The sequence below is a fragment of the Bradyrhizobium lablabi genome (assembly GCF_900141755.1).
Classification (GTDB): Bacteria; Pseudomonadota; Alphaproteobacteria; order Rhizobiales; family Xanthobacteraceae; genus Bradyrhizobium; species Bradyrhizobium lablabi_A.
Map to the genome: position 1 here is coordinate 6,227,619 of NZ_LT670844.1, position 13,124 is coordinate 6,240,742.

The window sequence follows — 13,124 nt, forward strand, 5'->3', positions numbered from 1 at the left end:
CCTACCTGCGCACCGCTTCGGCCTGACCCGGATGCGAGCCGGCCCGCTGCGGCAGCACCAAGAGACATCCCAGGATGAAAATCGCGAGCACCGCCGAGGCAAGAGGGCGGCTCAGCGCGAGGCCGCCATGGTCAACGGGCTTGTCGAGGAAGTCGCCGACGGTGGCGCCCAACGGCCGGGTCAAAATGAACGCCGTCCAGAACAGCGTCACCCGCGAAACATTGGTCCAGTAATAGAGGGCTGCGACCACTGCCAACGCCGCGCCAAATACCAGCGCGCCGCCTTCATAGCCGAGGCCGGTGGAATCGGCCATCCAGTCACCAAGCGCGGTTCCCAAGGTCTGCGAGAAGGTGATGGCGGTCCAATAAAACATCTCCACCTTCGGCGTAGAAACGGTATCGACCGAGATCGAGCCGAGCGACCAATACCAAAGGCCGAGGGTGGCGAGCAGACAAACCAACAGGAGCGACGAGCCGCCTGCATAGCCGATCCCTAACGACCGGTCGGCGAAATCCGCCATGGTCGTGCCGAATGTCGTCGAAGCGATGATCGTCGCCCAGTAGAGAAAGGGGTGAAATTTCTTCGCCAGGATCTGCCAGATGACGAGCAGCACCAATGCGGCGAGGAATAAAGCGGTCCCGGCCAGATAACCCCAATTGAGCGTCATGGTGACGGTGTCGCCGGCGGTTTCGCCTAGCGTCGTCGCTGCGATTTTAATGATCCAGAAAGCAAGCGTGACTTCGGGAACCTTATTCGATGATTCTTGCATACTTATTTCGCGTCCCGCGTTCACAGCCAAAACTATCATTGTCGGTTCGAAGGTTCTGCTGGCCTTCAATGTTCAATTTGCGGCACGCACGCCACACGATCTCGTTGGTAACGCAGAATTGCAACACAACGGCCGACGCCGGATGCTGTCCACGCATGCACAAAATTTAATCTACGTTCGTTTTTTTGATTGCCACTGTGAAAGAGATCACATTCGCAAGCGGCATCGAAAGTTAGTTTGGGTGCGGGCGCGAGACACCAGGGACTATGTTGGAGAGAACCATGGAAATCGCAGAACAGTCCCGCTTTGAGACCACGCAACGCGAAGTGCGAAGTTACGATGCGACGATCATGTTCGCCTATGTGTTTCTTACCATCGTGCTTCTGATCGCGATCTATCTGGACTCCATGTCCTCCGGAACCGCGCCCGGCGATTTTGCCTCGATGGTTGTTTTTCCGTGATGTGCAAGCGGTTCGTCGTCGACATCTCTCGGGCGCGGCAATGGCCTGCCATCTGAATCTTCCGGGCCGTGCAGGGAAGCGGCTTGAAGCAATTCAATCGCCGAATACCGGTCCCGCAGATCGCGGCAATCTGCTGCTGTTTCCAACTGGACAACGTCGGGAGGCCTTCATGCCTGCGCAACGCGACCATGCTGGTCACCGTTCCAATGGGTTATCGGCAAGGAATTGTCGAGAGGCTACGCCCGAGGAGCGCGTGACCTATCGAAAGTGGATACTCGGCATGGCCGTGTTTTACTGCGCGCTGCTGTTGATATCCGGCGTTGTAGCGTTCGTCGTTGATTCAGGCGCGGGCTCGACCAGGCTCACGAGCCTTTCGGTTCACCCAACGGATGGCTCGGCCAGATCGAATTAACTGAACTGCTCGACCAATGCCGACCACAGATGCCAGACCTCGTTCTGCGGGGTTTCGAGCGCCGTCTGCACCATGACGAGCTTCGAGCCTGGATCGACGAAGATACGCTGTCCATAGTCGCTAATGAACGCGAAGTCGCGCCGCGTTCCCGGAAGCAGCCAGACCAGGTAGCCATACCCAAACGAGCCGGGGCCAGCCCTTCCCGGTGCCAGATAGGTATCCGAGGCGCGCGTAGTCGTGGCGTCGATCATCCATTGCGCCGGAATGAGCTGCTTACCTTCCCAGGCACCGTCATGGGCGAACAGGCGCCCAAGCCTTGCGTAGTCGCGTAGCACGGCGTTGAAGTGGGTGTGCATCACCTCAAAACCTTCCGCATCCACCATCCACGCCGCGTCGGCCTCGGCGCCGATCGGCTCCCACACCTTTTCATGCAGATAGTCGGACGCCGATTTGTCGACGGCGTAGCGGAGGACCACGCCAACTACGTCGGGTTCGATGCTGGCGTAGTGGAAACGCGTCCCGGGCGCGGCGACCCGATGGTTGAATTGCACGATGCTCTTGATTGTGCCTTTTTGCCAAATCCGGGATCCGCGGACCATGTCCACCCACAGGCGATCGAGATCGCGTCCGTTGTCTTCGGCTTCGCCGAATTCGACGCCGGAGGACATGTGGAGCAGGTCGCGGATCGGCGTCTTGCCGTATTCGGTGCCCTTGAACCCCGGGACATAGGTCTCCGGCGTGTCGTCAACCGACTTGATGGCGCCCTCGGAGATGGCAATGCCGATCAACATTCCGGTGATTGTCTTGGCCATCGAGCCGGAAAAGAACCGATCGCGATCGGTGCGTCCGTATTGATAGCTCTCGAACAAAATCTCGTCGTCCTTGGCGACGAGCAGGCCAGTCACGGGATTGCGTGACATATACTCGGCCAGCGAGGATGGACTTCCCCGAAATCGGTAGCGAATGTCTACCGGCGAGCGCTTGAACATCCATGGCGACGCAGCGCGCGCGATCCGTCGCGTCGGAAAGATTTCATCGCCGTGGCTGAAGGCGCCAACGCGGTATTTTGGTTCGAGTGGCGCGCCAGGTGGGTAACGAAGTGCAGGATCGGCGATCGGATAGCCTTCAGCGGCCCCATAACGCGCAGCGTCCGGGCCTGAGGGCGAAAACAGCGGGCCGCTACTGTCTTCGGCTGCCGCATTGCCCGGAATCGATCCGGCCATGACAGAGCCGCAAGCGGCGGCGAGGCCTGCCAGCGTGGCGCGACGTGTAAACACTCCGCAATCACTATGTCTTGCGGCCATAATTCAAAAGTCCGCCTTGGCTCTTCGGAGGATGTGCCCGAAGTCCCTCTTCATTGGGCTCGGTGCCCCAGCCGGGCCGGTCCGGTATGACCAGATAGCCGTCCACGATCTCGGGCACGTAAGTGAATAGCTCGTGATCCCAGGCGAGGCGGTCGATATCGGTCTCCATGATCCGTAAATTCGGCACCGCGGCGCTGAAATGGGCGTTCATCATGGTTGAGAGGTGGCCGTAGAAATTATGCGGCGCGACGTTGACCTCGTGCGCCTCGGCGCTTGCCGCAATCTTCATCGACTGCCACACGCCGTTCCAAGGCGTGTCGATGATCGCGACGTCCATCGCCTGTTCGCGGAAATAGGGCAGGAATTCGCGCAGGCCGAGCAGCGTCTCGCATGAGGAGATCGGGTGCGGGCTTTGACGCCTGATATAGCCGAGCGCTTCTGGACTAAAACTGTCGATCTCGATCCAGAACATGTCGAGATCGGCAATCGCGCGCAGGATTTTCAGATAGCCCTCGGTCTTGGCATTGAAGTTGAGGTCGAGCAGGATGTCGACATCGGGACCTGCGCCGTCGCGGATGGCTTCCAGATGCATCCGCAGGTCGCGCAATACTTTGCGGTCGACATTGATCTCGGGCAGGAAGGGTGCGCCGAAGCCGGGCCGCCAGCCGGTGGGCTTGCCGTCATCGTAGGTGAAGATGTTGGTCTTCAGCGCGGTGAATTTCTTCTCGCGCACTTCGCGGCCGATCGCCTTGACGCCGTCGAGATCGGTGATCTCGGGCTTGTACCAGGTGGGATGGTTGATGCGCCAGGTGGCGCAATGCGACCAGTAGACCCGGATGCGGTCGCGGATCTTGCCGCCAAGCAATTCGTAGCAGGGCACCCCGAGCAATTTTGCCTTGGCGTCGAGTAGCGCATTTTCGATCGCGCCGAGCGCTTGCGCGACGACGCCGCCGGTCGCGGGGCGGGTTGCGGCGAACAGTTCTGCAAAGATGCGCTCGTGCGCAAGGGCGTTTTGTCCCACCACCCGCGTCGCGAGACGCTGGATGGCGGCGCCGAGACCGGGAGACCCAAAACCTTCATCGAATTCGCTCCAGCCGACGACGCCGTCTTCGGTGGTGAGCTTGACGAAGTGGTAGTTTCTCCAGCCGGCGTCGCAGGCCAGTATTTCGACGCTTCGTACCTTCGCGTTCTTCGTCATGGCGTTTCCTTGATTTCTTGTGGCGGCCGGGGAGGGCCGGGTCGGATCGTTTTATCGATCATTGTGGCGGGGATTTACGGGGTTGGCCACAGGCCTGAATGAGGATCGCCCTCTCAATTTCGGATAGCAATTTCGGAGACGAGCTAAGCCGCCGCGCGACTAACTCCATGTACACCGCGCCGCCGACTGGTTAACAATCCAACGATGATATGACCTCGTCCAGCCCGGGGATAATGCCGAATATGCATATAGGGCGACGCAAGTGCATCGCGGCACTTGGTGGAGTCTCGATCGGGTGGCCGATCGGCGCAAGCGCCCGGCAACCTGACCGGGTGCGCCCGAAAGGACTTGGCCTTGATGTGGCTCCCTCGCTGCTGGCCCGCGCCGACGAGGTGATCGAATGAGACGGCGTGAATTCATCGCCGGCGCCATTTCGGCGGCTACGGTGTCGCGGCTCGCCGCGCAACCGGCAGGCACCAGCCAGCGGCTTGCCATCTTTAGCCCGTCCGAGCCGTCAGCGCTGATGCATGAGCGCAGTGAGAACCGCTATTACCGGGCCTTGTTCGATGAACTCCGCCGGCTCGGACACCTCGAGGGGCAAAACCTCACGGTCGAGACTTATGGCAGCGAGCAAAATACCTCCGGTTTCGCCGCGATGGCGGCTGAGGTCATCCGCAGCAAACCGGATGTCGTCTACGTCGTCGGTCCGGGCGCCGCCCTTTTCAAGAGCGCCGGCACGAATATCTCGATCGTGACCATGACCGCCGACCCGGTTGCGCAAGGCATTGCCCGGAGTCTGGCGCGACCGGGCGGCAATATCACGGGCGTCAGCGTCGACGCCGGCCCATCCATACACGGCAAACGAATCGCGCTGTTGCATGAAATGTTTCCCGCGATGTCGAAGCTTGCCTTTGTGACCTTGCGCGTTGCCTGGGAGGGCATCCAGGGCCCAGCGGTGCGCGCGGCGGCCGACACGGCAGGCATCGCCCTTGTCGGCATCCCGCTCGGATTTCCGGCGAGCGAAGCTGACTATCGATCGGCGATTGCGAGCGCCTCGCGCGATGGCGCGGATGCGATCATGGTTGGGGACAGCCCTGACGTCATGAGAAACCGGGCGTTGATCCCGGATCTGATCGGCGCGGCGAAGCTTCCCGCCATCTATCCGTTTTTCGAACTCGTCGAGGCCGGCGGTCTGATGGCCTATGCCTTTGACCTGGTGGAGTTGAACAAGCGGGTGGCCAACAACATCGACGCCATCCTTCGCGGCGCAAATCCCGGCGATATCCCGTTTTATCAGGCGTCAAAGTTCGAATTGTCGATCAACCTCGGGACTGCCAAGGCGCTCGGGCTCGCCGTGCCGGCAACGCTCTCGGCCAGCGCCGACAAGGTGATCGAATGAGGCGGCGGGATCTTATCGTGCTGCGCTGGCGCAGCCTATCCAGCGCGCATCCGAGGCAAATTGCTGGCGGCTTCGCTGATCGCAGCTCGTCGATCGACAACGGCGTGGTGAAACTGCTCGAGAACAAGGCAATAGGCGGACAGATCGCCTTCCTCGATCGCGCCGTCATTAAAGCAGTCGAGTGTTTCACGCAGGAAGTCGTCCGCCTCCAATTGCAACGCGTCCAACTCCTCGATCGAATCTATCTTTCGCACCAGCGAAATCGCGGACAATAGCTTTTCACGGTGCAGCGTACTCATCCTTCGTTCGTCCCGCTTGATATAATGGCGAACCGCGGCGCTGCCTGACCCCAGCACGGAAAGCAGCAAGATCCCGCCCCAGATGTAGTCGCTATATGTCTCCATGAATGTTCGTTCGTTGCCGTCGATGTAGGCCGCGGCCCCCGGGTGCGCGGGCAGAGCGGCGTCCTTGTCGGTGTTCGGCTTCTCGATTTTTGCCGCGATCGGCAGTTCGCGCGCCAGCGAGGGCCGGACCGCGAACAGCTGTCGGGTGAACGCTCCCACGACGCCATCGGACAACGACTTCGGCGCGACGATCAAATGGTTGACGCCGATCGTCTCAATCGCGTCATCGGGTCTCGCCGGCGATGAGCCAAATGAGCCGCCGGGAATTTCTTCGGATTCATAAAGCGGGTGCCTGCGCGCGATGGCTTCCGACACGTCTATCGGGAGAAACGTTGGCTCGCCCCTGAGGCGCGCGGTCGAAATGATCGCCTCCGAGGTGATCTTGCTATCGAGCGGGCCGACGGTCATGAACGCATCAACGCTCGGATCGCGCACCATCTCGGCGATTTGGTCAGCGCTGAATTGCGTGATCGCCACCTTGTCGGGATTGACGCCGGACTCCGTAAGGATGACGCGCAGCAGCGTGGTGTTCACCTGGGTTCGGCCGACAACGCCGACGCGATGACCCGCGAAATCATCGATAGCCTTGATCTTCGATCTAGGTTCCTTCTTCGATCCCCTGCGCGGAAGGCCGGAGGGCGACCACAGCACCACAACGTTCTTGCGCAGGATTGCAATCGACTCGGTGCCTTCGGGCATTTCCTCATCGGCACGCGCGACCGCGAGATCCGCCTTGGCGGCTGCGAGAAGCGCGATGCTGTCGACCGGACCGGCAGTCGTGATCAACGAGAGCCGAACCGGACTTCCCTCACGGGCAGAGGATTGCGCCAAGGCCTGAATCAGTTGCTGGTCGTCGCTTCCCGACGGCCCGACGGCTATTCGCAGGGTCGTCGGCCGCAACATGAGAAAGGAAGCGCCGGCAACGGCTGTGAAAATCAGCAATCCGGCGGCCAAGATCAGAAACGGAGAGCTCCGCTTTTTCCGGCGCCGGAGGGACAGCTCGGTTGCGATCTTCAATCCGCCTGATGGGGACATGGTGCTGCCAGGCTACCAACGATCCAACGTTCTGGATCCGAGGATAGCACGCTTCCCGGCTTTGTCGTCCCCGCCCTGGAGGGACCCGCTGACCAGGAACGGCGTTAATGCCCGGCGGACCGTTCGGATTGGATCCTCAAGGGGGTCATCGCCGGGGCGGCTGAGCGTTGACGAACGTCAATCCAATCGACGGGCTGAAAGGCCGGAGAGGGACCCGGTGGCGTCCTTGAGAGACAGCGCAGCCTGTTTCGGTCCGGGACACCGTGGTCCCACCGGAAGACTACGGCATCCGGCAGCCGGCGCCGGAACTCAGTCTCTCCCGTAACCAGAGCAAATGTGACAAATCGCCCCAATACGGTCCAATAAGCGGACGGATTAAGCAAGTAATGGCCAAGAAAGCTGGTTTTTCAGCATCGTTCCGGCCAGTTTTTGGGAAAGCGTAGCTCCGGCGGCGGGCAATTCTAAGCTTCACAGACGCGGCATCAGTACTTCCCCGGATGTTGCGGCACGGTTACATCCAGGAGAATTCATATGATATTTTTGGGATGGAGGCTCCGTTAGCACAACTATTGCATTGCCTGATCGAGTCGGTCGCGTGTCGAATGGATACATGTGCTGATGCTGATTCGCATTTCGGTGCGGCAGGGCTTCGGCGTCGTGGAACCTAAGCAGCGCGTCCAGCATTGCAGCTGACCTAATGAGGAGAGGGATCATGTACAACGATGCTCTATTCAACGCTTTCGCTCGGTCCTTCGAGGCCCGAAGCGAAACCGATATGTCGATGGCGGAGTATCTGGAATCGTGTCGAGGTGACCCAATGCGATATGCCAATGCCGCCGAGCGGCTGTTGGCCGCGATCGGAGAACCTCAGATGATTGACACGGCCAAGGACCCCCGCCTTGGTCGCATTTTTTTAAACAGAACGATGCGTGCCTATCCGGCCTTCACTGGATTCTACGGCATGGAAGAAACCATCGAGCGCATCGTCGGGTTCTTCCGCCATGCGGCGCAGGGCCTCGAAGAGCGCAAGCAGATTCTCTATCTGCTCGGGCCGGTGGGCGGCGGCAAGTCCTCGCTCGCCGAGCGGCTGAAATCGTTGATGGAAGTTAATCCCATCTACGTGCTGAAGGCCGGCGACGAACTCAGCCCCGTCTTCGAGAGTCCCCTTAGCCTGTTCGATCCGGAATCGCTCGGCCCGATGATCGAGGAGAAGTACGGCATTCCGCGTCGGCGCTTGAATGGGTTGATGAGTCCGTGGTGCTACAAGCGGCTCGAAGCCTTCGGTGGCGACATTTCGCGATTCCGCGTCGCCAAGATTCAGCCATCGCGGTTGCGACAGATCGCGGTTTCCAAAACCGAGCCTGGCGACGAGAACAACCAGGACATCTCGTCGCTAGTCGGCAAGGTCGACATTCGCAAGCTGGAAACTTTTGCCCAGAACGACCCGGATGCCTACAGCTATTCCGGCGGACTGAACCGAGCCAACCAGGGCATCCTCGAATTCGTCGAAATGTTCAAGGCGCCGATCAAGATGCTGCACCCGCTGCTAACGGCGACCCAGGAAGGCAACTACATCGGCACCGAGAATATCGGCGCGATTCCCTTTACCGGCATCGTTCTGGCGCACTCGAACGAATCCGAATGGCAGAGCTTCAAGGCCAACAAGAACAACGAGGCATTCATCGATCGTATTTGCGTCATCAAGGTGCCCTACTGCCTGCGGGTGACCGAGGAGCAGAAGATCTACGAGAAGCTCATTCAGGGATCCGAGCTCGCATCCGCGCCGTGCGCGCCCGCGACCCTGGAGACGCTTGCCCGCTTCTCGGTGATGTCACGCTTGCGCAAGCACGAGAACTCGACGGTGTTTGCGAAAATGCGGGTCTATGACGGTGAAAGCCTCAAGGAATCCGATCCGAAGGCCCGCAGCGTTCAGGAATACAAGGACGCCGCCGGCGTCGACGAAGGCATGGATGGGGCCTCGACGCGTTTCGCTTTCAAGGTTCTGGCGGGAACCTACAATCACGACACCGCAGAGCTTGGCGCTGATCCCGTCCATCTGATGTATACGCTTGAGCATGCCATTCGCCGCGAGCAACTCCCCGATGAAGTCGAAAAGCGCTACCTCGAATTCATCAAGGCTGAACTGGTGCCGCGCTACGCGGAATTTATCGGCCACGAGATCCAGAAGGCCTATCTCGAATCCTATTCGGATTACGGTCAAAACCTGTTCGATCGGTACGTCGATTATGCCGACGCCTGGATCGAAGATCAGGATTTCAAGGATCCCGACACCGGTCAGTTGCTCAATCGCGAGCTTCTCAACCAGGAATTGACCAAGATCGAGAAGCCTGCGGGCATCGCCAACCCGAAGGACTTCCGCAACGAGGTGGTCAAGTTCTCGCTGCGGTCGCGGGCTCAGAACGCGGGGAAGAACCCGACCTGGACCAGCTATGAAAAGATTCGCGAAGTGATTGAAAAGCGGATATTTTCACAGGTCGAAGACCTTCTTCCGGTAATCTCGTTCGGCACCAAGAAGGACGGCGATACCGAGAAGAAGCACGGCGAGTTCGTCGAGCGGATGGTCGGGCGCGGCTATACCGAGCGTCAGGTTCGCCGGCTCGTCGAATGGTATATGCGCGTGAAGCAAGCCGGCTGAGGTGAAGCAAGAGTGGCCATGCACATCATTGACAGGCGCCTGAATCCGGGCAGCAAAAGCCTCGAGAACCGCCAGCGCTTCTTGCGTCGCGCCAAGGCGCTGGTTCAGGGCGCCGTCAAGAAATCCTCCCAGGACCGCGATATCAAAGAGGTCCTGGAGGGCGGCGAGGTCTCCATTCCGATTGACGGGATGAATGAACCACGCTTTCGCCGCGAAGGAGGCACCCGCGATATGGTGCTTCCCGGAAACAAGAAATTCATCGAAGGCGATATACTTCCGCGTTCGGGCGAAGGCCGCGGCAGGGCGTCTGCTCCGGGTGAGGGCGACAGCGAAGACGCGTTCCGGTTCGTGCTGAGCCGCGATGAATTTGTCGATCTTTTCCTCGACGATCTCGAATTGCCCGATCTCGCCAAGCGGAAGCTCGCTGAAGCGGAGAGCGAGGGGCTTCGTCGGGCCGGCTACGCGACCACCGGCTCGCCTGCGAATATTTCGGTGAGCCGCACGGTGCGGCTCGCGTTGGCGCGGCGGGTTGCGTTGCGCCGGCCCCGGCCGGAGACGATCGAGCAACTGGAGGCCGAACTCGCAGAATGCGACGACGAGGCGCGCCGCAGCGAGTTGCTGGCGGAGATCGACGCGCTAAAGGCAAAGGTGCGCCGGATTCCGTTCATCGATCCGATCGACATCCGATTCCGTCGGTTCGAGACCACCCCGAAGCCGGTGGCCCAGGCCGTCATGTTTTGTCTGATGGACGTGTCCGGCTCGATGTCCGAGCACATGAAGGATCTCGCCAAGCGCTTCTACATGCTGCTCTACGTGTTTCTGACGCGGCGCTATCGCCACGTCGAGATCGTCTTCATTCGCCATACCGACCGGGCCGAAGAGGTCGACGAAGATACGTTCTTCCACGGGCCGGCATCGGGCGGCACCCTGGTCTCGAGCGCGCTGCAGGCGATGCACGAGATCGTCAGGTCGCGGTTTCGGCCCGCGGACTGGAACATCTATGCCGCCCAGGCCTCCGACGGAGACAACTCCACCTCGGACAGCGATGCCGTGAGCCGGCTGCTTACCGAGAAAATATTGCCGGTCAGCCAATTTTTTGCCTACCTGGAAGTCGGCGAGTCCGGGGGCAGTACCTTCGACATGTCCGATTCATCGCTTTGGACGCTGTATCAGCGTTTGCGCGCCGAGGGAGTTCCGTTGTCGATGCGCAAGGTCAGCGACCGCAGCGAAATCTTTCCGGTGTTTCACGACCTGTTTAAGCGCCGCCGCAAGCAGGAGAAAGTCGCGTCATGACTGCGAAAGGCGAACTGCTGTTCGAGGGAGCGGAGTGGGACTTCCAGAAGCTGCAGCGCATTCACGACGCCTGCGAGGAGATCGCAAAATCCGAACTGGGGCTCGACACCTACCCCAACCAGATCGAGGTCATCACCGCGGAGCAGATGCTGGATGCATATTCTTCCGTAGGCATGCCGCTGTTCTACAAGCATTGGTCGTTCGGCAAGCATTTTGCCCACCACGAGGCGTTCTACCGCAAGGGCCTCATGGGCCTCGCCTATGAGATCGTGATCAACAGCTCGCCGTGTATTTCCTATTTGATGGAGGAAAATACCGCGACCATGCAAACGCTGGTGATCGCTCACGCCGCGTTCGGCCACAACCATTTCTTCAAGAACAACTACCTTTTCAAGCAATGGACGGATGCCGAGGGAATTCTCGATTATCTCGACTTCGCCAAGAGCTATGTCGCGCAGTGCGAGGAGCGTCACGGCCGGCTCGCGGTCGAACAGACGCTCGACGCCGCGCATGCCCTGATGTCGCATGGGATCGATCGCTATCCCGGCAAGAAGAAGCTTGATCTTCGCGCCGAAGAAAAGCGCGCCGGGGAACGCCGCCTGCACGAAGAGAGCGCGTTCAACGATCTGTGGCGAACCGTTCCAACCGGCCCGGCCAAGAGCGCGGAATTGCTGAGCTCGGAACGACGGCGCAAGCTGCTTGGGATGCCGGACGAAAATTTGCTGTACTTCCTGGAGAAGACGGCGCCTCGCCTGCAGCCCTGGCAGCGCGAGTTGCTGCGGATCGTGCGGCACATCGCGCAATATTTCTATCCGCAGAGCCAGACCAAGGTGATGAACGAGGGCACCGCGACCTACGTGCATTACCGCATCATGACCCGTTTGCACGAAAAGGGTCTGATTTCCGATGGCAATTTTCTCGAATTCCTGCAGTCGCACACCAATGTGGTGTTTCAGCCCGACTTCGACGACCAGCGCTTTTCGGGCTTCAATCCCTATGCGCTCGGCTTCGCGATGATGCAGGACATCGAGCGCATCGTCACCAATCCCGAGGACGAGGATCGTGAATGGTTTCCGGATATCGCCGGAACCGGTGACGCGATGGCGGTGTTGCGCGATGTCTGGGCCAATTATCGCGATGAAAGCTTTATCAGCCAGTTCCTCAGCCCGCGGCTGATGCGGCACTTGCGGATGTTTCATCTGCATGACGATCCGGCGGAGACCGCCGGCGTCAGGGTCGACGCGATCCATGACGAACGCGGCTATCGTCGGGTCCGACGCGAATTGGCGCGGCAGTACGACGTCGGGTTCATCGATCCCAATATCGAAGTCGTCGATGTCGATCTCGCCGGCAATCGACGCCTGATGTTGCGCCATGCCGTCGTGAAAGGCGCCCAATTGAACGAGACGGACACCAAGCGGGTGCTTCAGCATCTCGCCGACCTCTGGAGCTATGACGTGTCGCTGGTCGAAGCCGATCCGGCGGGCACTGTGCTCAAAGAGTACGTGCTGAACCCGCGTGGGCTCGTCGCGGCGGCGTAAAGCGCCGCCTGCGAATAGACGTGAACATTCGCCGGTTCGCGCTCGGCTTAGAGCGGTGTCCTGCGCGTCATCAAGCTGAAGGCTATCAGGGCGCTGGGCCTCGAGCTGCCATTGACGCTGATCGCGCGAGCGGATGAGGTGATCGAGTAAGCGGCGATCGCTGCAGCCACGATTGTTTCCCCTGTTGGCCCAAAAAACGCGTCAAGCCCTGACGTTTTTGGCCACAATCGAAATCGACCCTCACGGCATGAAGGCACCGGCGTCATTTCGATTCGCGCTGCTTGCGATTTCCGGGCCGGCCTGCACCGACCAGCTTCCAGCAAGCGATCAGCTGACTGCGCACAGGATGGATTGAGTTCGCAGCTGTGTCTTGGCGCGGGGCTTTGAAGCTACTTTGGGGGGACGTGAGATGCTTTCAGTAGACCAATTCTTAAGACTGATAAGCCTGCCGGCTGTCGTCGTGGCATTCTTAATCGCATCGCAGATTTCAGGCGGGGTGACCTCTCACCCGGCGCAGGTCGAATTGGCGAGCGAGTAGCCGCTTGCCTTTCGGTCGCTCTGAATGGCCGCCTCGCCCCGTCGACCGGCCTGTTCTCGCCCAGCGGCAATGCGTCGATGTTGTCGGCCCGCTCACAAGGCGGTGAAGATAGCG

Annotated in this window: 9 protein-coding genes; 5 read left to right on the forward strand and 4 right to left on the reverse strand. The window is 60.0% G+C overall.

What is annotated here, in order from left to right:
• Nucleotide 1: 1 nt before the first annotated feature.
• On the reverse strand, nt 2–769 hold the full coding sequence (locus tag B5526_RS28810; protein ID WP_079543163.1) for a COG4705 family protein: 768 nt from the start codon (nt 767–769) through the stop codon (nt 2–4).
• Nucleotides 770–1,050: 281 nt separating this feature from the next.
• On the opposite strand from B5526_RS28810, the gene B5526_RS28815 reads away from it, so the two are divergent.
• Entirely contained in the window at nt 1,051–1,230 is a 180-nt protein-coding gene (locus B5526_RS28815; protein WP_154071508.1) for a hypothetical protein, read from the forward strand.
• A gap of 408 nt (nt 1,231–1,638) precedes the next feature.
• On the opposite strand, the gene B5526_RS28820 is transcribed toward B5526_RS28815, so the two are convergent.
• Nucleotides 1,639–2,919 (reverse strand): serine hydrolase domain-containing protein, encoded by a 1,281-nt coding sequence (locus B5526_RS28820; RefSeq protein WP_172842132.1) that lies wholly within the window; start codon nt 2,917–2,919, stop codon nt 1,639–1,641.
• A gap of 10 nt (nt 2,920–2,929) precedes the next feature.
• A complete protein-coding gene (locus tag B5526_RS28825) occupies nt 2,930–4,144 on the reverse strand; it encodes a mandelate racemase/muconate lactonizing enzyme family protein (protein WP_079543166.1) in 1,215 nt (404 codons plus the stop codon).
• A 400-nt stretch (nt 4,145–4,544) separates the two neighbouring features.
• On the opposite strand from B5526_RS28825, the gene B5526_RS28830 reads away from it, so the two are divergent.
• The gene (locus B5526_RS28830; RefSeq protein ID WP_079543167.1) at nt 4,545–5,543 is read left to right on the forward strand and encodes an ABC transporter substrate-binding protein; all 999 of its coding nucleotides are present in this window, start codon (nt 4,545–4,547) and stop codon (nt 5,541–5,543) included.
• 35 nt (nt 5,544–5,578) lie between these two features.
• Here the strand turns inward: B5526_RS28830 and B5526_RS28835 are convergent, their stop codons facing one another.
• Nucleotides 5,579–6,889: a TAXI family TRAP transporter solute-binding subunit gene (locus B5526_RS28835; RefSeq protein WP_244562083.1), complete on the reverse strand. Its 1,311-nt coding sequence runs from the start codon at nt 6,887–6,889 to the stop codon at nt 5,579–5,581.
• 805 nt (nt 6,890–7,694) lie between these two features.
• Here B5526_RS28835 and B5526_RS28840 point away from each other — a divergent pair.
• From B5526_RS28840 to B5526_RS28850, 3 genes are read left to right on the forward strand one after another with little or no spacing between them, the layout of a single operon-like run.
• Entirely contained in the window at nt 7,695–9,638 is a 1,944-nt protein-coding gene (locus B5526_RS28840; RefSeq protein ID WP_079543169.1) for a PrkA family serine protein kinase, read from the forward strand.
• An 18-nt stretch (nt 9,639–9,656) separates the two neighbouring features.
• Nucleotides 9,657–10,931: a YeaH/YhbH family protein gene (locus tag B5526_RS28845; RefSeq protein WP_172842133.1), complete on the forward strand. Its 1,275-nt coding sequence runs from the start codon at nt 9,657–9,659 to the stop codon at nt 10,929–10,931.
• Nucleotides 10,928–12,472: a SpoVR family protein gene (locus tag B5526_RS28850; RefSeq protein ID WP_079543171.1), complete on the forward strand. Its 1,545-nt coding sequence runs from the start codon at nt 10,928–10,930 to the stop codon at nt 12,470–12,472. Before B5526_RS28845 ends, B5526_RS28850 begins: the two co-directional genes overlap by 4 nt.
• The last annotated feature ends 652 nt before the right edge of the window (nt 12,473–13,124 follow it).